Below are 19,738 nucleotides of genomic sequence, written 5' to 3'. Positions count from 1 at the left end.
ATGCATCTTCTTAATACAATCAGATCTTGTAATCGTCTGAAAGTTCCATCATTCCGTACTCCATGAGGATTTCCTCAAGTCTTTCCTGAGTCATGGGTGTGGGAATTACGAAATCTTTATTCTCAATAACTGCCTGTGCCAGGTTTCTGTACTCCTGAGCCTGGTTTGAATCGGGCTTGTACTCGATAACCGTCTTCTTGTTGATCTCAGCGTGCTGAACTACGTTATCTCTGGGGACGAAGTAAAGAAGCTTAGTTCCGAGCTCTTTTGAAAATGCTCTTAAGAGGTCAAGCTCTCTGTCAACGTTTCTTGAGTTACAGATGATACCGCCAAGTCTTACTCCACCTGTTCTTGCATATCTCTGAATACCCTTTGAGATGTTGTTTGCGGCGTAAAGAGCCATCATCTCACCGCTGGCTACGATATAGATTTCTTTTGCCTTACCTTCACGGATGGGCATTGCGAAACCACCGCAGACAACGTCACCGAGTACATCATAGAATACATAGTCAAGGTCCTCTGTATATGCGCCGAGGTTCTCAAGCATGTTGATTGAAGTGATGATACCTCTTCCGGCACATCCTACGCCGGGCTCAGGTCCGCCTGACTCAACGCACTTTGTACCGCCAAAGCCTTCCTTCATGATACGATCAAGTGAGATGTCCTCACCTTCTTCTCTGATAGTGTCAAGAACCGTCTTCTGAGCAAGTCCGCCAAGAAGAAGTCTTGTTGAATCCGCCTTGGGATCGCAACCAACAACCATTACTTTCTTGCCGTGTTCAACAAGTCCTGCCGTAAGGTTCTGGGTTGTTGTTGACTTTCCGATTCCTCCCTTTCCGTAAATTGCAATCTGCCTAAGTTCTGCCATTTTTTCTTTCTCCTCTTAACTATTGATTTATTTTTTAAAATTTCGCTTGCGCAAAAAAGCGCAAATAAAAAAGGCATGCGAAAAATGATCCAAACGATCAAATTCACAAAACCTCCGGTTGTCCGGTCAGCTTCATTACTGTCCATTTACACTATTCATTTCCTGAAGTAGTTTCAGATATCCGTCAAGTTTCCTTATCGCTTCCGAAACAGGCCCCGGCATTTCAAATGCCGCAATACCTCGTTCTTCAAGCTCTCCTCTTGCTCCGTCTCCAATTCTGGCTGCCAAAACAAAATTACAATCGGAAACTCCGTCTACTCCTCTTTTTAATTTAGCAGCGTCATGATGCCCTCCGTTACACACAGGGTCAACAAATCGCTGTTCAATCTCTTCGTATTCGCCGTTATCATCCACATCCACTATAAGGAAGCTCTCAGCTCTTCCAAAGTGCTGATCCACAAACCTGTTGTCCGTAGATGCGAGCGCGACTCTGTAAACTGCTTTATCCATGTGAAAAAGTATTCCTTACATTTAATCTGCTCTGATATACGAGCTTACTGTACTCCGAAACACCCGGTACTCCTACTGCGTCGGCTCTGCAGTGTGCGCAGTGTCTGAATACCTTGATATACTGTTCCGCGTCGCTTCTTGCATTTTCAATCTGCTCACAAGTGGGCTTTGGTATATCTTTAAGCTGATGCTGCGGTATGAGCGGGATTATGTTGTAGATTATCGCTCCCAATTCTCTGACCGTCTTAGCGATTGTAGCTATGTGCTCATCGTTTATTCCGGGTACGAGAACCGTATTTATCTTGACCGTAACACCTGCATCGGCAACCTTCTTGATTCCCTTAAGCTGGTTTTCGATAAGGATCTTAGCTCCCTCTTCTCCGTATATCTTCTCGCCGTGCCAGATAACATACTCATTGAGTTTTGCTTCAATCTTAGGATCTACCGCATTAACAGTAACTGTAAGAGTGTCTATTCCAATGTTTATAAGCTCATCGGCCCTCTCGTAAAGAAGAAGTCCGTTAGTGCTCATGCACTTAAGAAGCTCAGGATGACTCTCGCCGATCTTTTTGAAAGTCTCAAACGCATAGTCCGTTGCCAAAGTATCTCCGGGGCCTGCAATTCCCGCGACCTTGATATTTGGAACAAAACCAAGTGCTTTATCAATAAATGTATTCGCTTCATCCGGGGTTATTATCTTAGACGTTACTCCGGGGCGCTGTTCAACGTCGTTTATCGTTCTGTCACAGAATCTGCACGCAATGTTGCATCCGGGACTTACCGGAAGATGAATCCTGCCTGCGTTGAACTTGCAACCACCAAAGCACGGATGGTTTTTCTCAAGTTCTTCATACGTTCTAGCCATTCTCTTTTTCTCCTACAAAAATATAAAACGCGAAACTTCCGCTATCACCTCGTTCGCCAAAAGACATTCAAACCGACCTCGACAAAACTGCAGTAGTTTCTCTTAACTGAATCTCTGTTTACGACTGGTCTCAATCTGAGTTACTTTGCCATCATGAACCGTGATCGTGACCGTGCCATATTGTAAACTTTTGATGCTATCAATTATCCCTTCCAAAACAGCCTCATCAACTTCTTTTGTCAGGGGTACTTCTACCTTTGCCATAAGTTTATCTCCTCGCTGTTTAACAGATTATTTAATACTATGTGTTTTGCCTTACACATTGATGTTACTAGCATTATGCTTTAGCATAGCGTCGTTGTAAAACACTAAAAATTTATAGCAGGGTATAAAAAATTCTTAACCCTCTATTTTTGAGTATTCTTTTCTGACACTTCAAATACTCTTTCAAATTCACTTATAAGATCTTCCGTTCCTTCTATTCCTACAGAAAGCCTGAGAATTCGATCGTTGATGCCGTTTTTTTCAAGCACGTCTGCGGGAACATCCGCATGTGTCTGCGTGATCGGATACGTTATAAGTGTCTCCGTTCCGCCAAGGCTCTCCGCAAAATAGATAAGATCTACATTTGCAAGGATCTCTTTTGCAAACTCGGCAGAATCAACTTCAAAAGTAAGCATCGCGCCAAAGCCTCTTGCCTGCTTCTTCATGATCGCATACCCCGGATGCTCTTTAAGCCCCGGATAGATTACTTTCGTTACATGCTTGCTTTTCTTAAGATACTCCGCGATCGCAAAAGCATTCTCCTGAGCCTTGTTAAGTCTTACCGACAACGTCCTGATTCCTCTTAGGATAAGCCAGCTGTCAAAAGGGCTTAGTCCCGCGCCTGTCGTCTTGTAAATGAAACGAAGCCTCTCATCGATTTCATCATCCTTGACGATTGCGAAACCGCCTATGGTATCGTGGTGCCCTCCGAGGAACTTAGTTCCCGAATGAAGCACTATGTCCGCGCCCAAGTCGAGCGGGTTCTGATAATAAGGTGACAAAAAAGTATTATCCACAATCAGGATAAGTCCTCTCTCATGGACTTTTTTCGCCAGCTTCTCTATATCCGTGACATTCATCATAGGATTGGTCGGTGTCTCAAGATACACAGCCTTCGTGTTCTCTTTTATAAGAGGGATCACATCTTTGCTGCTTAAATCAGCCGTCGTGTATGTCAGACCGTTCTTTTTGCTGATCTCGTTAAATAGTCTTACGCTTCCTCCGTAGAGATCCGAATCGATTATGAAATGATCTCCCGGTGAAAAGAGCTCCATCACAGCCGCAACCGCAGCCATTCCGCTTGCAAAAGCTATCGCATCTTTTCCGTTTTCCAAAAGAGCTACAACAGCTTCAAGCTGCTGCCTTGTGGGATTCTGCATTCTCGTATAATCAAATCCCGTGCTCTCACCAAGTCCCTTATGCGCAAATGTAGCCGTCTGATAAATCGGATAGCTGACAGCTCCCCAGATATCTTTTAGCCGCGCATCATTTAACTGACACTTTGTATCCACGCTGTATTCTTCTTGTTTCTTACAGTCATTCTCCGTACTCACAAAAACTCCTCCTGATGTATATATTTAAGAAAAAACTGATCAGATCAGCCAAATCTTCTACTGTATGCATCATAGAGCTGTTCCATTGCCTGCTCAATAATGCTTCGAGGGCTCGCTATATTAATTCTTTCAAAAAGAACCGTCTCTCTTCCAAATATCACTCCTCCGTCAAGCCAGAGCTTCGCCTCATCTTCTATAAATTTTCTAAGTTCTCTGTAGTTATCAAAAGCACCTGCAAAATCAAGCCAGATAAGATATGTCCCTTCAGGCTCTATCAACTTTATCTTCGGTAGTTTCTCTTTTACAAAAGACCTGATGTAATCAAGATTTCCTTCAAGATAAGCGATTAATTCATCAACCCAGTCGCCGCCTTTTTCATAGCATGACTTCGTTGCCGTAAGTCCTATGACATTACACTGACTGTATCCTCCGGCATCATTTTCATTTCTGAATTTGTATCTTACAGATTCATTCGGAATTATTATATTTGCGATCTGCAGTCCCGCAATATTAAAAGTCTTACTCGGTGAAGTTCCGAGAATCAGATTCTTCGTGTACTTCTCTCCGAGTGTGATAAACGATGTGTGTTCATATCCTTTGAATACAAAATCGGAATGAATCTCATCCGCAAATATCGTGACGTTATTCCTTTCGCAGATATCACCGAGTTTTATGAGTTCCTCTTTTGTCCAAACACGCCCCGCGGGATTGTGAGGACTGCAAAGTAAGAACAACTTTACGTTTTCATCAACAATTTTTTTCTCAAAATCTTCAAAATCAATCTCGTAATGTCCGTCTTTATATACAAGCTGGTTGTTCACAACTTTTCTTTTATTAAGATCGATTGTCTCTCTGAACGGATAGTATACGGGTTCCTGAATTATCACGCTCTCACCGGGCTGTGTAAAAGCTCTGACCGCTATCGCGATGGCGTACACGATTCCCGGCACTACAGTATTCCAATCTCCTTCTATCTCAAAGCCGTGTCTTTTGCTGTACCAGCTTGATACTGCTTTCTGATAGTCTTCCTTTGGATCGGTATATCCGAATATGCCGTGATCTACTCTCGCCTTTATATCATCAAGAATTTCGTCGGGGAGCCTGAAGTCCATGTCCGCAACCCAGAGCGGAAGCAGATCGTCGCGCCTCCTTCTTTCCATTCCAAAATCATATTTAAGACTGCTTGTTCCGCGCCTGTCCGTCACTTTATCAAAATCGTATTTACTCACGATAAGTACCTCTTTTTAAATTGAGACCGCTCATCATGTATGATGACAAGCGGTCTCATATTAGTCAGTTCAATAATATAATTGTATGTTGATCGCTTTGTGGAAATGACCACCGGCGGTCTGCTAGTGTAGTTGTTTTTATAATGTGAATGATATACGAAGTCAATGAATGCTTAACATGCAAGCATGTACGCATTATTGACTTATGACGCCTATATCATTCAGTTCGCAAAAAGAGGTGTTGAAAGATATCTGTCACCTGAATCGGGAAGAAGTACAACAATGTTCTTTCCCTTGTTCTCTTCTCTTGCCGCAACGATTGTAGCTGCCTTAAGAGCTGCACCTGATGAGATACCTACAAGGATACCCTCTGATACTGCGAAGTTCTTGCCTTCTGCAAATGCATCATCGTTCTCAATTGCGATAACTTCATCATAAACTTTTGTATTAAGTGTCTCAGGAACGAAACCTGCACCGATTCCTTGAATCTTGTGAGGTCCTGCTTCACCCTTTGAAAGAACGGGGCTTGTAGCGGGCTCAACTGCAATAACCTTAACGTTAGGATTCTGCTCTTTGAGATACTCGCCTACACCTGTAATTGTTCCGCCTGTACCGATACCTGCGATGAAGATGTCAACCTTTCCGTCTGTCTGATCCCAGATCTCAGGACCTGTTGTTGCTTTGTGGATTGCAGGGTTTGCAGGGTTAACGAACTGTCCGAGAATTACTGAACCTTCAATCTCTTTTTCAAGTTCTTCTGCCTTGGCAATCGCTCCCTTCATACCCTTTGCGCCTTCTGTAAGAACGATCTCAGCGCCGTATGCCTTAAGAAGATTTCTTCTCTCAACACTCATCGTGTCGGGAAGTGTAAGGATTGCTTTATATCCCTTAGCTGCTGCTACTGCTGCAAGTCCGATACCTGTATTTCCGCTTGTAGGCTCGATGATTGTTGCTCCGGGCTTGATCTTTCCGCTCTTCTCAGCATCTTCGATCATGCTAAGTGCTACTCTGTCTTTTACAGATCCTGCGGGATTCAAGTACTCAAGCTTTGCAAGGATATTTGCATTTGTTGCTCCAACCTTCTTGCTATATCCGTTAAGTTTAAGAAGAGGTGTTCCTCCGATAAGTTCCAATGCGCTTTCTTTGATGTCTGCCATGATTCATTTCTCCTTTATATTTCATTTTTATTTTGGTTCGTGTTTGTTTTGATGATTGAATCATAGCATAAGGGTACTTAGGTGAAAATTAAGGAATACTTATAGCGGAGTATAAACTTTGCTTATTACAATACATAATCTAATTGAAAAACAGCCAAGATGCGCATGGATACTGATGTGAGCATTTTGTCTATTTGTATACATGTTTATTTTTTCATTAACATATCTTGGCTTAATGGTTTAAACCCCAGTATTTATGCCGTTTCTCGTTATAAAAAAATTGACAACGCCCGCCAATTGTATTATTATTCCTTAGTCACGACGTTTCTTAAGTGATTTTAGTGATGGAAAAAGCATTAAGGAGGTTCAAAAGTATGAACAGAGAAGAACTTATTGAGGCAATCTCTACGGAGGCCGATCTTACAAAAGTAGCATCAGAGAAGGCAGTTAAAGCTTTTATCGAAGTAGTTTCAAATGAGCTTGCAAACAAAGGTAAAGTTCAGATCGTTGGATTTGGAACATTTGAGACAACAGAAAGAGCTGCAAGAGTTGGACAGAACCCCCAGACAGGTGAAAAGATTGATATCCCTGCTTCTACAGCACCTAAATTCAAAGCAGGTAAAGCTCTGAAGGATATTGTAAACGAATAATAAGTAATGCTTATAAAGCCGGAAATCATCGCGATTTCCGGCTTTAATCTTATTCCCTTACTTTCTTTATTGTATATATACCGCAGCCTGTGAGCGTTGAAAGTATGCCGACGCATGCCACAATAAACGTACCCACTCCGGGCTTAGACTTAGATTCATTCATAGTTTCTACAATAGAATCTTCACTGCAGTTCCATTCTACTTCTCTGCCATTATATGCGTATGATGAGGCGTATGATGAGTGTGTGATTTATTATTGCTACTATAATGTCAATTTATTGAGATTTTCGCTATAAAATGCTATAATAATAGCAAAAAAGTGTGGTCATATAAAACGAGGATACCATTATGGATTATACAAATTATTTATGGGATACGCCGTCTGATGTTGCCCTTAGATTGGCAAATAAGATCAAAAGCGTTAGAAAAAGGAAAAAGATTACACAAAAACAACTTGCCGGAAGAAGCAATGTAAGTTATGCCACTTTGCGCAAGTTTGAGAAAACCGGACAGATTTCGCTTGAATCTTTTATAAAACTGACTATGGAGCTTGGACTGATACAAGAAATAAACAATTTATTTTCCGAACCTGTTTACACCAGCATTGAGGAGGTAATAAATGCAAGTAAATAAGACTCTGGATGTTTATTATCATAGTCAACATGTTGGCACTCTTGCCGAAACTCCCGATAAAAGAATTGCATTCCAGTATGACAGCGAATGGCAAAAAAATGGCTTTTCCATCAGTCCTTTTTCGCTTCCGCTTCGAAATGATGTCTTTGTACCCAATGAAAGATCACTGGATCGTTTTGGTGGACTGTTCGGTGTCTTTGCTGACAGTCTCCCCGATAGTTGGGGGCACTTACTTTTAGATAGGTACCTGGAATCAATTGGCATAAAAAGAGGCGAAATAACCACGTTGGAAAGACTTGCATATGTCGGAAAAAGTGGTATGGGCGCCCTTGAATATATGCCGTCAAAAGAGGCCGATTTTGATTACAAGAATGCAGGTTTAGACTTCGATACAATAGCAAAGGAATGTGCAAATATTCTATCGTCCAAAAATTCCGACCAATTAGATATTCTGTATAAAATGGGGGGATCAAGCGGAGGAACCCGCCCAAAAATACTTCTTTCCGAAGACAACAGGGAATGGATAGTGAAATTTCCTTCAAAAAACGATCCCGACACAAGCGGCAAATGTGAATATGATTACTCTCTATGTGCAAAAGATTGCGGAATATCTATGACTGAAACGGATCTTATTCCTTCCTCGGTATGTGATGGATATTTTAAAACAGAAAGATTTGATAGAAAAGATAACGAAAAAGTATTCATCATAACATTTGCAGCCCTCTTGGAAGCGGATTTCCGTGCTCCATCTTGCGATTATGAAACCTATTTCAAATTAGCAAGAGCACTTACAAAAGATGCTGAACTTGATAAAGAACAACTATATAGAATTATGTGCTTTAATGTTGCCACACATAATAGAGATGACCACACAAAAAACTTTTCATTTATACATACAGATTTACAAGGCTGGAATTTAGCCCCAGCATATGACCTTATATACAGCGATACTTATTGGGGTGAGCATACGACATCTGTAAACGGAAAAGGACGAGATATATCCAAAAAAGATATCGTAAAAATCGGATCAGATGCCGGATTACCCGCGAGATTTTGCACCGCTTGTTATGATGAAATCAATCTTAAAGCAAAAGCATTGGCTAAATACCTTACTCCAAGTCAGAGCGATACAGAACATATACCTTTTCGCGAACATATCTATGAAATATCTGTTCCCAAAACCAATTAAAGCCGGAAATCATCACGATTTCCGGCTTTAACTATCTTAAATTTATTTCAAATTTTCCAACATATCAATGAAGGTTCTGCTCTCTTCAGACTCGCTGTCCAAAAATAACCATTCAGGCTTTGATATCTGCCCTTCTCTCTCCGGCATTTTGGAAAAGATCATCTTGTAAACATAGGCGTCACGTGCTGAAAAAGTCTCATCTCCTCTTTCCTTCCAGCGACGCAAAAACCAGCCTTTTCCGGCATCTCCGTTATTCCACTCTATCACCTGATTCTGTCCATCGATGTCCACAAAAAAGTAAACATTTAGCTGTTCAATAAATCCGCTTGTCTTTGTCCAGAAATAATTGCCGTTAAACGTTATCTTATTTCCACTGTCTGTCTGAATCTCCTTCCCTTCAATCCTTGTGTCGTGAATAATTTCCTTGCTCTTTTCTGCCATGCCCATAGTGCCTAATTATACCTCTCATCATCTTAATAATTTTCTTTTCCAAACATTCGATAGTCCCTTAAAATGACGGAAAAACAAGAATATATTAACTTAATGATAGGCGCACGTTATTTGTACTGACAAGGAAAAAACTATACTGTTTCTTTATCATATTGCTCAATTTCTTTTTCACAAATATGGGAGGATAACACATCACATCTGTTATTACATTTTTATTAACAAATACCATGCTATAAATATCCGATAACCGTTGACCCACTTAACGATTAAAGTAAGATGTTTTATATACAATGTCTGTAATGGCATTTAGAAAGGAAGACAGACTATGCCGGAAAATTTAGGCAAAATTTTTTATATGGATTGGGAATTGGAATTCCTGCACCATTTACAAACTATCCACACACCTGAATTGGACAAAAAAATGCTTTTTTTCACCGGTTTGGGTGATAAAGCCATACTTATCGCATTATTTTTACTTGCTCTTATCATTATTCCAAAGACCAGAAAATATGGCATTCCAATGGCAATTGCCGTAGTTATATCTGTACTGATAGTAAATGTAGCAATAAAGCCATCTGTTATGAGATGCAGACCTTGTTGGTTAGATCAAAGCGTACCACTGCTCATACCTGTTCCACATGACTATTCTTTTCCGTCCGGTCATACAAATGCTTTTTTTGCAATGGCAACGGCAGTTCACTTAAAGAATAAGAAACTCGGAGCTCCGGCTCTTGTAATAGCTGCACTGGTAGCTTTCAGCCGCTTATACCTGTTCGTTCACTGGCCGACAGATGTCATCGGCGGAATGATCACAGGTGTTCTCAGCGCTAAGATAGGCTATAAGATCACTAATCCTTTCGCAGGATTATTTAAAAAGAAAAAAAGAAGATAATTTGTAATTTCCATTTTCTCAAAGAAAGCAAAGGCTGCAACCATGCTCCTTTGCTTTTTTTATATCAAATTGCTTTCCTATGATATAAAAACGCTCCGCTATGGATGCGACTGATTAAAATAGCTGTTGACATACTCCGACTGTCATAGTATATTGTTATCTGAACCAAAACTACGACTAACATAGTACGTTTATAATAGTATGATAGTCATAGTATATAGAGAGGAGACCTAATATGCCACAAGATCTGGGTACAATTTTTTATTTTGATTGGGAACTTAAGTTCCTACACTTTTTGCAAAGCATTCATAATCCGATATTAGATTCAATTATGCTATTTTTCACTAATTCAGGCAACATAATTATGATTTTGATACTTATATCGATTGTCTATCCAAAAACAAGACGAATCGGAATTCAACTGATTCTTGCTTATTTACTTTCACAAATACTCATAAACCATGAATTAAAGCATCTTATCACAAGATGCAGGCCATGCTGGCTGGAACCGGGCGTGAAATTATTAGTTGACAGCCCAAACAGTTATTCTTTTCCGTCAGGACATACAACCGGGTTCTTTACATTAGCGACAACAGTATTCTTAAGTAATAAGAAATTGGGAATTCCGGCTCTTGTCTTTGCTTCTCTCGGTGCTTTCAGCCGTATGTATCTTTTTGTTCACTGGCCGACGGATATTCTGGGTGGAATTCTTTCAGGTGCTCTATGCGGTGTTCTGAGCTATTTGATAATCGAAGCATTCATTAGATTTTTAAAAAAGAAAATACTAACGGAGAAATAATAATATGAAAACAAGTTTAAGATTGATAAAGTATTTAGGTGGTATTGTACTGGCTTTTGCATTGATGCTGACTCTTCCGGCGATGATCGTTCAATATGCAAATCTTTCCAATCTGCCGTTTGTGGACGCAATTTATCTACTATTGATCATTGCTATTCTTGCAGCAGTTATAATTGGTTTCGGAGAAAAAAAGGTTTTTTATTTTTCATTTAAAAGCTTTAAAGATACTTTTATAATTGGCAGCGTCATGTCAGCCGTTACTGCTTTCTATTTGATAACAAATATGTATAAGGCAATCAAAGACTACGGCACACCGGCCATGGACACAAAATCTGTTGTACTGTTTTTAATCTCAGTCTTTTTAGGCGCCGGTATTCGTGAAGAATTACTTACCAGAGGATTGTTGCTCTCATTCTTTAAAAAAGCATTTGGTAACAGCAAAGCATCATGCCTGGCTGCAATGTCATTGTCATCACTTGTCTTCGGCGCAATTCATATTTCAAACCTTGACGGCGCAACAAATCCGACACCTATATACGCTCAGATCATTTATGCTGTAGGAATCGGTTTCTATTTAGCGGCACTTTATTTAAGAACAGGAAATCTATGGGGAAATATAGTATTGCACTACCTCTTCGACATCAGTTTAATGGTATACCCTATGATCTACGCTAACAGAGAAGATATGGATGTGCTCATCGGAGAATGGCTTGGTAACGGAATCATCCTTAAGTCAATTCTGATTCTGATCGTATCGGTATTGCTTGGACTTTACCTCATCAGAGACAGTAAAATGAAAGATGTTTATCAGACAGTAGAAAACTAAGTTTCCCAAAAACAAAGAGTACTTCTTGAATATATCGCATAATCAAGAAGTACTCTCTTTTTTCAATTATTTCTTATCTTTCGAATGTCTCTCACCGATCTGGAAGTCATCACTGTGAGCGAACATGAAATCTACGGTGATGGGATCGTCCCCTGTAAGTTTCTTGAAGTCATCGGTATGAACGGCCATCTTGCCTTCTCTTATCGCCTGTGCGAAAGTTACCATACCGTCACTTGAGAACGGCGCTTCGCTTCCTTTTTTGAAAAGACCGTCTGTAGTTCTCGGAACTCCCATAGCATCAAAAATCTTGTAATTCTCTTCATCGGTAACCGCCTTGTAGCTTATATTGTTGCCGGTCTCTTTGTTACCGATCTCGACAAACTTGGTAATAGTCATAAGCTCTTTTCCGTTGATGTTAAGAGTTGCGTGGTCATATTCGGATGCACGATGAAGTGCGTATGCAACGGCTTTAGCACAGTCTTTTCTTGAAATGTATGCCATAAGTCCGTCGCCCTGGCTGTTTGTAAGAGGTGCATTCGCATGCACATATGTAAAGTAATTGGTGATCATAGCCTCTGCGTACTGGGAATTACGAAGGAAGATATAATCAAGGCCTTCGCCCTTAATGTAGTTCTCAGTGTAGATATGATCAAGCTTTTCAATCGAAGGATTGGTCTCATCACCGGCATTTACAAGGGATGTGTAGATAATCTTTTTTACACCCGCTTTTTTCGCCGCATCGACAGCATTTTTATGAGCGCTCTGCCTCTTCTCACCGACAAAAGGCATAGAGATAAGAGCAAGAACATCGGCACCCTTAAATGCTTCCGCAAGCCCGTCCGGATAGTTAAAGTCCGTCACATGTGTCTCAACTCCCTGAGCTGCAAATCCCTTAAGTGAATCTTCACTGTAGCCGCAGAATATAAGATTACTCTTATCTTCCAATGTCAGCAGCACTCTCGCTGCCTCAGCGCCAAGATTTCCATCAACACCTGTAAGTAACAGTTTACCCATGAAAATACCTCCTTCTATGAAATTGTTATGATATAGGCGTTTTGAATTTTTGCCTTTATATACCCTTATATTATATCACTTAAACTTTCTAAGTTCCGAATATGCAAACGGAACCGCAATAAGCGTAGAAAGTACATCGGCACATGGCTGCGCAATCTCTACTCCTGTGATTCCAAAGAACCTTGGAAGAAGCAGTATCATTGGAAGGAAACAGATACCGTTTCTCGCAGATGCCGTAATTGAAGCCTTAACTCCCTTTCCTATAGACTGAAGCATCATATTACTCATTACAATAGGGCCTGATAAGAACAGCGTCGCGCACTGGAATCTGAGCGCCTTTACACCAACCTCCACGGCAGCTGCGTCCTTGGAGAAAAGAGCTATCAGATTCGGTGCAAAATAGAAACATACCGCTCCGAGTCCCAAAAGGAAGATTGATGCATATTTAAGGCAGAAAAAGAATCCCTCTTTTACCCTTGACGTAAGTCCTGCGCCGTAGTTAAACGAGCATACGGGCTGATATCCCTGGCCAAATCCTATAAGTGCCGAAACCATAAGCATGAGGATTCTTGTTGCAACAGACATTCCGGCAATTGCCGCATCAGCACCTATGCTTCCCGCAGTTCTGTTAAGAACGAGAGTTGCTATAGCCGCAAGTCCCTGTCTTGCAAGTGAAGGTCCGCCTCCGTTTGCTATCTCAAAGAGGTAATGCCCGTTAAGTCTGACCTTCTTAATATTAAGCTTTATATTTTCACCCTTGGTCGTTCCGATTAGAAGGACAAAAAAGCTTGTAATCTGTCCCATAACCGTTGCGATCGCAGCTCCCGTAACTTCCATGTGAAATACCATGATAAGAAGCGGATCGAGTATCATATTCATCGCAGCACCGCTCATAAGACCGATCATTGCGTAATATGCGCTTCCCTGGAATCTGAGCTGATTGTTTATAACAAACTGCGCCATCATAAACGGAGCGCCAAGCAATATAATCCTCATATACTGCTTTGTAAATGTCAAAGTCTGCGCACTCTTTGCACCAAGCGCACCGGCAATATCGGTCAGAAAAATATTTCCGATAAGAGCAAAAGCAATTCCGAGAATGATCGACAGTGCAAAACCTGTAGATGCCATCTCATCTGCTTCTTCATACTTCTCGGCGCCAAGCATTCTTGACAGATAGTTTCCCGATCCGTGTCCGCAAAAGAATCCTGCTGCCTGAATAATCGCCATAACGGTAAAAACAAGTCCTACAGACGCGGTAGCTGCGGTATTTACTTCCGGATTACTTGAAACTCTCGATACAAAGAACGTATCAGCCGTGTTATAAATTCCCGTAACCAGCATGCTTATTATGGTTGGAAAAGATAATGTCATAATAAGCTTCGGTATAGGTGTTGTGGTAAAGTATTCTCTTCTGTTTTGAGTAGACATTTAAATTAGCTCCGATATAAATTATTTCCTGCAATAAGTGCAGCAAAAAACATTATAGCACACCTTTTGCTTCTTCGAACTTCGCCTTCATGGTCGGATTGCCTCGCGTAAGCTTCTTTACGCTGACATCATCAACCTTGCTGTTTGCAATCCTGAGCTGATTGTCGGAACCGAGCAGTTCTTTTTTCACCTTCTCAAGGTGCTGAATAGTCTTGTCTATCTCATCGATAGCCTTGTCAAAGTGATTGTGCGCTATCTCATAATTCCTTGAAAAATCATTCTTGAACTTCATCAGACTGTCTTCAAAGTTTGAGATATCAATATCCTGATTGCGTACAAGCTGCAGTTCCTGCTTGTATTCAAGCGCGGTGAACGCAGCATTCCTAAGAAGCGTGATTATAGGAATAAAGCACTGCGGCCTCACAACATACATCTTATCAAATTTATAGGAAACATCGACAATTCCTGCATTGTAGAGTTCACTGTCGCTCTCAAGAAGTGAGACAAGCACGGCATATTCACAGTTTTTCTCCTTGCGGTCTTTATCAAGTTCCTTAAAAAAGTCCTCATTCTTGTGCTTTGTCGCGGTCTCATCCATCTCGTTTTTCATCTCGAACATTATTGAGATTATCTCAACACCGTTCTCATCGCACTCTCTGTAGATATAGTCGCCCTTACTTCCGCTTCTTGCATCATTATCTTTTTCAAAATATGCATTTCTGAAAGCAGTCGCACGAAGCTGGTTAAACTGTATCTCGCAGTGCTGCTCGAGCGTCTCGCCGACCATCTTTGTTGACATCTTGGTCTTTAAATCTTTATAGAACTCAACTTCTTTCTCTTTCTGCTCAAGAAGGATCTTGCCCTTTTCTTTTTCCTGATTAAGGGCATTTTCAAGTTCATGTTTCTCATCGTTAAGAGCATTGGCAAGCTCGTTCTTCTCTGTTTCCACTTTTCTTACGGCTTCGAGAACGGCAAGTTTTGTCTTGTCCTCAGCGCCTTTAACTTCCATGGAAAGAAGACTCTTCTCTTCAAGAGCCTTATTAAGCTGCACTCTAAGGTCATCAAGTTCCTTTTGATGATCCTCTTTTTCCTTCTCATACTGAGCTTTGCTCTTTAAGATGATCTCGTTCTCTTTTGCCGCAAGCTCAAGCTCATGCTTCTCTCTATAATGTCTTTCAAGCTCGGAAACACGGCTCGAAAGATCTTTTTCAAATTCTTTATCTCTTATCTGCTTCATAATGGAACCAAGTTCCGTATCGTCAACCGTAAAAGCCTGTCCGCAATGCGGGCACTTAAGTTCTGCCATTTCTGCTCCTCTCCGGAAGATGCACCTGTAGAATGCTCTTCCCCCAAAAACGTATATATCAATAATAAAATGCGAAATTAAAAAGGTCAAAGTTATTAAGGAAATGTGCTATTATAGAGGCATTAGAAAAAAAGTGAGGTTTCTATGCGAAGATTAAGAATTACATTTAATTCCCCGGTAGTTTTGGGATTTATGTTGCTAAGTTTTGGCGTATTGGAGCTGAGCGCCTTTACAAACGGCTTTTCTGACCAGCTCCTGTTTATGACCTACAGGTCACCACTTACCGATCCGCTTACTTACATCAGATTTTTTACACACGTACTTGGACACAGCGGTTGGGAACATTACATCAGTAACGCCTCCTATCTATTATTGCTCGGTCCCTTGCTTGAGGAAAAATACGGATCTAAGCCAATACTTCAGATAATTGTAATAACCGCACTCTTTACAGGAATAGTAAACTACATCCTATTTGAAAATGTAGCTTTGTGCGGCGCCAGCGGAGTTGTATTTGCCTTTATCCTCCTTACGTCATTTACAAATTTCAGACAAGGAGACATTCCGCTGACATTTATACTGGTTACTGTCGTTTTCCTCGGGCAACAGATTCATGACGGATTGTTTCTTCAGGACGATATATCAAACTTGTCACATATCATAGGTGGTGTCATCGGTGCCATCATCGGATATCATCTTAACAGAGACGATTATTATTAAAAAAAGGCTCAATGCTGTAAAAAGGGAAACGCCGTTTTGAAACGTTTCCCTTTTTATTATCCACTTTTTTTCTTTGAATGCTTCACGGAATTGTTATCCTGAAATTCCGAATTGCCTTCTTTTTTACCCCCGCTATGAGCTCCCATAGCGCTGACATCAATTTCAGAACCGTCGATAAGTGCAGCTGAATCTTGCTTCTGCTCTTCATCGGTAGACGGTATCGTTCCGTCAAGCTGTCCATTGATACTTTCAGCTCTTAGCTTCACCGCTTTATACAATGTTTCACATGCCGTCTTATACTCATCATAGCTGTAAAACGCTGTCGGATCTTCTTTAACAAGTGCATCTATTTGGCTTCCTATCCTGTTATAGGTTTCTTCGAATCTTCCTCCGTCAACATATTCTTCTGTTAGTTTTCTCAGATACTCGTGATACTTTTCAAGATATTCCTCATTTTCCAATAATGTATCAAAAAAGTCGGTTCCCGAAAATGGAGTATCTATCGCATCATTTACCATCTCAGTTCCTTTATCGCTGTCTTCTCCGTATCTTCCCATGGATGACATACCGCCAAATGATAGATTATAATCCCACGGGAAAAGATTAAGCTTTCCGTCATGCTCATAAAGATAATAGTTATGCGCCATATTTCCTGACAGACTGTCCATATTTACCACAAAAGTGTGCACAGCCATATATTTAAGGATATTGTCTACATCAAGATATTTCTCTATGTCATTTCCTTCGCTTATATTCTTAAGTGCCTTAACCACTCTTCTGTGATCGTTGTCTGCCGTATCTGTTATCTCGCCGTCCCATATTGTAGAATAACTGTCAAGATCGTCATCAATATAATTCAGATTAGCGCCGCCATTGCCCATCATAGGACCGCCACCTTCCATACCGTCAGGTGGTGTTGGATGATTGTCGGAATTATCACCTTCCATACCGGGAGGTGATGGCATATTGGCAGGATCAAAGCCTTCCATGTCAGGCATTTGTGGAGGTGCTCCGGGGGTATCGCCCTCCATGTCCGGCTTATCCTGCGGATTAAAATCGCCATGATCCGGCTTGCCGTCTACACCAAACGGTGGCTTTCCGCCTCCCGAACCTTGCTGCGATTTTGCTCCCTGTTCAGATTTGGGTTTATTATCGCTTCCGCCGCCCATTCCCATACTTTCGGGCTTATATAGCTCTCCGTTACGGGTTCCGTAGTTTCGGAGCAAGAAGCTTTCTTCAACAGCTTCCAATGCAAGATATACACCCTTGTACTCACCGTTTAGTGATATCAATGCGTAATTGTACAGCGGTGATGCTGCTCCGATAAAGTTGAACATGTCATATACGATCGCCTCTTTCATATTGGTGGCGTCAGCGTAGTTATTATTGAGAATAAGCTTATCAAGTCCAAAGCATGTCTGCCCTTCCATAAAATGACCAAATTCCAGCTTAAAACTGTATCTGTCGGTATCAGGATCCCTTGCTACCGATGAAAGAGATGTATTTCCTTTTGGACGTATAGCAACATTCTTAAATGTCTCGCCGCATATCTCGACATCACAGGAGTAATATTCCTCGGACATTGCATTTTCCAACATCTCATTCCATTCTTCTTCGTCCATCTTGATATTTACGCTTATAACTTCATTTGTATCAAAAAGCTTGCTTGGGTATTCCATTAAAATGTTTGCATTTGCAGTATATTTATCACTTCGTCCCATGACTATTCCGGCAAGCACACATATCATTACAGCCATGGCCATGATGATCACCACAATCTTATTAATATGCTTGTTTGTAACCATATCAAGATCCTCCTATTAAACCTTAGCTCATGTACTCGCCGTTAAATGCAACAAGTGTAGCACTTGAAACACCATCAACATCATTTATATGATTAACAAAACCTGTTGCCGCATTTTTGGTACGTATCTCCACCGTAAACTCGATTCCATCATCAGTAACAGTCTTGGATTTAACGATATACTTTTCAACTTCTTTTTTTATAATGCCGCATGCCATCTCCTCTGCTCTCTCATCGTAACAATCAACAATAAGAATATATGGCACGTTTGAAACTTTCTTATTTGCAAACAAAACAAGGATTATCCCGATTATCGCGGATCCGATCACTGCAAGAGGGATCATTCCCGCTCCGACTACGATACCTGCCGCAAGCGCCCAGAACAAAAATACTATTTCCATAGGCTCTTTTATCGCTGTACGGAAACGCACGATTGAAAGTGCTCCGACCATTCCGAGTGAAAGAACAACATTTGATGTAACCGCCATGATCACAAGGTTGGTCACAAGCGCAAGTCCTACAAGAGTCATTGCAAAGCTCGTGGAATACATAACTCCGCTAAATGTCTTTTTATAGATTAAAAAGATGAACAATCCAATCGCCAGTGCAAAGGCCATTCCCATCAATGTATCTACAACGGAAAACTGTGTTACGCTCTCCAAAAAGTTTGATTTAAAAATATCGTTAAATGACATTATTTCTTCCTCCTTCAAATGAACAGATTATTGTATCTCAATTTTTTATCCGAATCTCCGGCATACGCCGTATTTTGAAAATGCCTGTCTGGTCATGTTATTAACCTGTATCAGGTCTTGTATCACCGACGGCAAGAACGCATCGTATTTTACTTCCAGTATCATATCCTCCGGGTTATCCGTCGCACTTATGTCTTTGACATCCTTTATAAGAAATTCTCGATTATATAGAGATGTTCTTATCTTCGAATCAAATGTAACCCTGACATTTCCTGCCTTGTATATATACGGTTCACGTACATATGTCACCAGAACCCTCGGAACGAGCCTTTGATATCGCATCTTTGCATATAGTTCTTTTACCAGCTCATGTGGGCTGTCTTTCATAAATTCCGGATTTCCTTCAAGTATCTTCCTGCACTCGCTTTCGGTAATCCTTGCATCATATTTAAGGCACAGGTCATTAATCTTCATTTTCTTTTCAAGTGTTATAAAAGAAAAATCATCATTGTAATACCTGATACGAAATTTCTCACGTTTCTGTATGCCGTCTATCTTCTCCCGCAGCGCTTTGTCATCGCTGTTATCAAAATAAATGCTCCTTATCTGATAAAGGCCTGTTGAATCCGTATGCGGATCGGAGATCATTATATTTCTGAGACGTTTTCGCATCGCTATGTACTCAGAATAAGAAATACTGTACTTGAGCTCATGTCTGTAATGCTTTTCCACTATCCTTTTTCTCCCTTCCTTATCGTCTTGAAGCCATAATAAATTCCCAACCTGAAATGAACCTGAAAAACAATCAGAACCACCGGCTTAGCCGGTGGTTTGTTCTGGCCCTATAAGGGCCTGTTGCCGGCGCTGAGTCTAAAGACTCGCCGAATGGTTCGCCAGCCGCAACATCATTTTCCTACAGAGCCCCCTGGGCTCATTTTTATTTGTTTTGCTTTACCGGCTCACCCGTGAACGGGTCAATATACTCTTTTAGTGTCATTTGGTCGTACTCTAAATCCTCTTTTAACTGATTCTTTATGTACTCCTCGATTTTCTTTGCATTCTTACCTACAGTATCTACGTAATAGCCTCTGCACCAGAAATGTCT

The 19,738-nt window shown here is 40.9% G+C and carries 22 protein-coding genes; 7 read left to right on the top strand and 15 right to left on the bottom strand.

Going from position 1 to position 19,738, the window contains the following annotated elements:
- Nucleotides 1-19: 19 nt before the first annotated feature.
- From nifH to cysK, 7 genes are all read right to left on the bottom strand, one after another.
- Entirely contained in the window at nt 20-868 is an 849-nt protein-coding gene (gene nifH, locus DL92_RS0108715; protein WP_026655912.1) for a nitrogenase iron protein, read from the bottom strand.
- 135 nt (nt 869-1,003) lie between these two features.
- Complete coding sequence (locus DL92_RS0108710; RefSeq protein ID WP_034468826.1) at nt 1,004-1,378, bottom strand: NifB/NifX family molybdenum-iron cluster-binding protein; 375 nt, start codon at nt 1,376-1,378, stop codon at nt 1,004-1,006.
- Nucleotides 1,371-2,243: a radical SAM protein gene (locus tag DL92_RS0108705; protein WP_026667429.1), complete on the bottom strand. Its 873-nt coding sequence runs from the start codon at nt 2,241-2,243 to the stop codon at nt 1,371-1,373. The genes DL92_RS0108710 and DL92_RS0108705 overlap by 8 nt, the downstream gene beginning before the upstream one ends.
- A gap of 102 nt (nt 2,244-2,345) precedes the next feature.
- On the bottom strand, nt 2,346-2,507 hold the full coding sequence (locus DL92_RS20705; protein WP_081816865.1) for a YezD family protein: 162 nt from the start codon (nt 2,505-2,507) through the stop codon (nt 2,346-2,348).
- Between the two features lie 143 nt (nt 2,508-2,650).
- Nucleotides 2,651-3,841, bottom strand: a complete 1,191-nt coding sequence (locus DL92_RS0108695) for a trans-sulfuration enzyme family protein (protein WP_081816864.1) — start codon at nt 3,839-3,841, stop codon at nt 2,651-2,653.
- Nucleotides 3,842-3,885: 44 nt separating this feature from the next.
- Nucleotides 3,886-5,070 (bottom strand): MalY/PatB family protein, encoded by a 1,185-nt coding sequence (locus DL92_RS0108690; protein ID WP_026667427.1) that lies wholly within the window; start codon nt 5,068-5,070, stop codon nt 3,886-3,888.
- A 221-nt stretch (nt 5,071-5,291) separates the two neighbouring features.
- Nucleotides 5,292-6,227, bottom strand: coding sequence for a cysteine synthase A (gene cysK / locus DL92_RS0108685; protein WP_026655917.1), 936 nt, complete (start codon nt 6,225-6,227; stop codon nt 5,292-5,294).
- Between the two features lie 374 nt (nt 6,228-6,601).
- Between cysK and DL92_RS0108680 the strand changes: the two genes are divergently transcribed.
- The 3 genes from DL92_RS0108680 to DL92_RS18770 all read left to right on the top strand — a co-directional run bounded on the left by DL92_RS0108680 (nt 6,602) and on the right by DL92_RS18770 (nt 8,699).
- The gene (locus DL92_RS0108680) at nt 6,602-6,877 is read left to right on the top strand and encodes an HU family DNA-binding protein (RefSeq protein WP_026655918.1); all 276 of its coding nucleotides are present in this window, start codon (nt 6,602-6,604) and stop codon (nt 6,875-6,877) included.
- A 348-nt stretch (nt 6,878-7,225) separates the two neighbouring features.
- Complete coding sequence (locus tag DL92_RS0108675) at nt 7,226-7,510, top strand: helix-turn-helix domain-containing protein (protein ID WP_026655919.1); 285 nt, start codon at nt 7,226-7,228, stop codon at nt 7,508-7,510.
- Complete coding sequence (locus DL92_RS18770) at nt 7,497-8,699, top strand: type II toxin-antitoxin system HipA family toxin (RefSeq protein WP_051199009.1); 1,203 nt, start codon at nt 7,497-7,499, stop codon at nt 8,697-8,699. Before DL92_RS0108675 ends, DL92_RS18770 begins: the two co-directional genes overlap by 14 nt.
- 42 nt (nt 8,700-8,741) lie before the next feature.
- Here DL92_RS18770 and DL92_RS0108665 read toward each other — a convergent pair whose 3' ends face one another.
- Nucleotides 8,742-9,146 carry a hypothetical protein gene (locus DL92_RS0108665; RefSeq protein ID WP_026667426.1) on the bottom strand — a complete coding sequence of 135 codons (405 nt, stop codon included), beginning with the start codon at nt 9,144-9,146 and terminating at the stop codon, nt 8,742-8,744.
- A 328-nt stretch (nt 9,147-9,474) separates the two neighbouring features.
- On the opposite strand from DL92_RS0108665, the gene DL92_RS0108660 reads away from it, so the two are divergent.
- The 3 genes from DL92_RS0108660 to DL92_RS20210 all read left to right on the top strand — a co-directional run bounded on the left by DL92_RS0108660 (nt 9,475) and on the right by DL92_RS20210 (nt 11,666).
- On the top strand, nt 9,475-10,041 hold the full coding sequence (locus tag DL92_RS0108660; protein ID WP_242845843.1) for a phosphatase PAP2 family protein: 567 nt from the start codon (nt 9,475-9,477) through the stop codon (nt 10,039-10,041).
- Between the two features lie 235 nt (nt 10,042-10,276).
- The gene (locus DL92_RS0108655) at nt 10,277-10,840 is read left to right on the top strand and encodes a phosphatase PAP2 family protein (RefSeq protein ID WP_051199008.1); all 564 of its coding nucleotides are present in this window, start codon (nt 10,277-10,279) and stop codon (nt 10,838-10,840) included.
- Nucleotides 10,841-10,844: 4 nt separating this feature from the next.
- Nucleotides 10,845-11,666, top strand: a complete 822-nt coding sequence (locus tag DL92_RS20210; RefSeq protein WP_026667423.1) for a CPBP family intramembrane glutamic endopeptidase — start codon at nt 10,845-10,847, stop codon at nt 11,664-11,666.
- Between the two features lie 66 nt (nt 11,667-11,732).
- On the opposite strand, the gene DL92_RS0108645 is transcribed toward DL92_RS20210, so the two are convergent.
- The 3 genes from DL92_RS0108645 to DL92_RS0108635 form a co-directional block, all read right to left on the bottom strand.
- Nucleotides 11,733-12,680 carry an NmrA family NAD(P)-binding protein gene (locus tag DL92_RS0108645; RefSeq protein WP_026655931.1) on the bottom strand — a complete coding sequence of 316 codons (948 nt, stop codon included), beginning with the start codon at nt 12,678-12,680 and terminating at the stop codon, nt 11,733-11,735.
- 75 nt (nt 12,681-12,755) lie between these two features.
- A complete protein-coding gene (locus tag DL92_RS0108640; protein WP_026667422.1) occupies nt 12,756-14,111 on the bottom strand; it encodes an MATE family efflux transporter in 1,356 nt (451 codons plus the stop codon).
- A 52-nt stretch (nt 14,112-14,163) separates the two neighbouring features.
- Nucleotides 14,164-15,417, bottom strand: coding sequence for a DUF2130 domain-containing protein (locus DL92_RS0108635; protein WP_026667421.1), 1,254 nt, complete (start codon nt 15,415-15,417; stop codon nt 14,164-14,166).
- 144 nt (nt 15,418-15,561) lie between these two features.
- Between DL92_RS0108635 and DL92_RS0108630 the strand changes: the two genes are divergently transcribed.
- Nucleotides 15,562-16,134 (top strand): rhomboid family intramembrane serine protease, encoded by a 573-nt coding sequence (locus DL92_RS0108630; RefSeq protein WP_026655934.1) that lies wholly within the window; start codon nt 15,562-15,564, stop codon nt 16,132-16,134.
- Nucleotides 16,135-16,190: 56 nt separating this feature from the next.
- Here the strand turns inward: DL92_RS0108630 and DL92_RS18760 are convergent, their stop codons facing one another.
- The 4 genes from DL92_RS18760 to DL92_RS18755 form a co-directional block, all read right to left on the bottom strand.
- Nucleotides 16,191-17,939, bottom strand: coding sequence for a CotH kinase family protein (locus tag DL92_RS18760; RefSeq protein ID WP_051625275.1), 1,749 nt, complete (start codon nt 17,937-17,939; stop codon nt 16,191-16,193).
- A gap of 22 nt (nt 17,940-17,961) precedes the next feature.
- Nucleotides 17,962-18,633 carry a DUF4956 domain-containing protein gene (locus DL92_RS0108620; RefSeq protein ID WP_026667420.1) on the bottom strand — a complete coding sequence of 224 codons (672 nt, stop codon included), beginning with the start codon at nt 18,631-18,633 and terminating at the stop codon, nt 17,962-17,964.
- A gap of 45 nt (nt 18,634-18,678) precedes the next feature.
- A complete protein-coding gene (locus DL92_RS0108615; RefSeq protein ID WP_330371053.1) occupies nt 18,679-19,365 on the bottom strand; it encodes a polyphosphate polymerase domain-containing protein in 687 nt (228 codons plus the stop codon).
- Nucleotides 19,366-19,570: 205 nt separating this feature from the next.
- The coding region (locus tag DL92_RS18755; RefSeq protein WP_034468823.1) for a transposase at nt 19,571-19,738 on the bottom strand (168 nt) is incomplete at its 5' end.

The organism is Butyrivibrio sp. AE2005, assembly GCF_000686965.1.
Taxonomy (GTDB): Bacteria; Bacillota; Clostridia; order Lachnospirales; family Lachnospiraceae; genus Butyrivibrio; species Butyrivibrio hungatei_A.
The sequence above is the reverse complement of the archived record's forward strand: the minus strand, read 5'-3'. Positions and strand labels throughout refer to the sequence as shown.

What these genes read in the sequence shown, in the direction of transcription:
- nifH (WP_026655912.1), bottom strand. Translation starts at nt 868, where the DNA reads ATGGCAGAACTTAGGCAGATTGCAATTTACGGAAAGGGAGGAATCGGA.
- DL92_RS0108710 (WP_034468826.1), bottom strand. Translation starts at nt 1,378, where the DNA reads ATGGATAAAGCAGTTTACAGAGTCGCGCTCGCATCTACGGACAACAGG.
- DL92_RS0108705 (WP_026667429.1), bottom strand. Translation starts at nt 2,243, where the DNA reads ATGGCTAGAACGTATGAAGAACTTGAGAAAAACCATCCGTGCTTTGGT.
- DL92_RS20705 (WP_081816865.1), bottom strand. Translation starts at nt 2,507, where the DNA reads ATGGCAAAGGTAGAAGTACCCCTGACAAAAGAAGTTGATGAGGCTGTT.
- cysK (WP_026655917.1), bottom strand. Translation starts at nt 6,227, where the DNA reads ATGGCAGACATCAAAGAAAGCGCATTGGAACTTATCGGAGGAACACCT.
- DL92_RS0108680 (WP_026655918.1), top strand. Translation starts at nt 6,602, where the DNA reads ATGAACAGAGAAGAACTTATTGAGGCAATCTCTACGGAGGCCGATCTT.
- DL92_RS0108675 (WP_026655919.1), top strand. Translation starts at nt 7,226, where the DNA reads ATGGATTATACAAATTATTTATGGGATACGCCGTCTGATGTTGCCCTT.
- DL92_RS18770 (WP_051199009.1), top strand. Translation starts at nt 7,497, where the DNA reads ATGCAAGTAAATAAGACTCTGGATGTTTATTATCATAGTCAACATGTT.
- DL92_RS0108665 (WP_026667426.1), bottom strand. Translation starts at nt 9,146, where the DNA reads ATGGGCATGGCAGAAAAGAGCAAGGAAATTATTCACGACACAAGGATT.
- DL92_RS0108660 (WP_242845843.1), top strand. Translation starts at nt 9,475, where the DNA reads ATGCCGGAAAATTTAGGCAAAATTTTTTATATGGATTGGGAATTGGAA.
- DL92_RS0108655 (WP_051199008.1), top strand. Translation starts at nt 10,277, where the DNA reads ATGCCACAAGATCTGGGTACAATTTTTTATTTTGATTGGGAACTTAAG.
- DL92_RS20210 (WP_026667423.1), top strand. Translation starts at nt 10,845, where the DNA reads ATGAAAACAAGTTTAAGATTGATAAAGTATTTAGGTGGTATTGTACTG.
- DL92_RS0108645 (WP_026655931.1), bottom strand. Translation starts at nt 12,680, where the DNA reads ATGGGTAAACTGTTACTTACAGGTGTTGATGGAAATCTTGGCGCTGAG.
- DL92_RS0108640 (WP_026667422.1), bottom strand. Translation starts at nt 14,111, where the DNA reads ATGTCTACTCAAAACAGAAGAGAATACTTTACCACAACACCTATACCG.
- DL92_RS0108635 (WP_026667421.1), bottom strand. Translation starts at nt 15,417, where the DNA reads ATGGCAGAACTTAAGTGCCCGCATTGCGGACAGGCTTTTACGGTTGAC.
- DL92_RS0108630 (WP_026655934.1), top strand. Translation starts at nt 15,562, where the DNA reads ATGCGAAGATTAAGAATTACATTTAATTCCCCGGTAGTTTTGGGATTT.
- DL92_RS18760 (WP_051625275.1), bottom strand. Translation starts at nt 17,939, where the DNA reads ATGGTTACAAACAAGCATATTAATAAGATTGTGGTGATCATCATGGCC.
- DL92_RS0108620 (WP_026667420.1), bottom strand. Translation starts at nt 18,633, where the DNA reads ATGTCATTTAACGATATTTTTAAATCAAACTTTTTGGAGAGCGTAACA.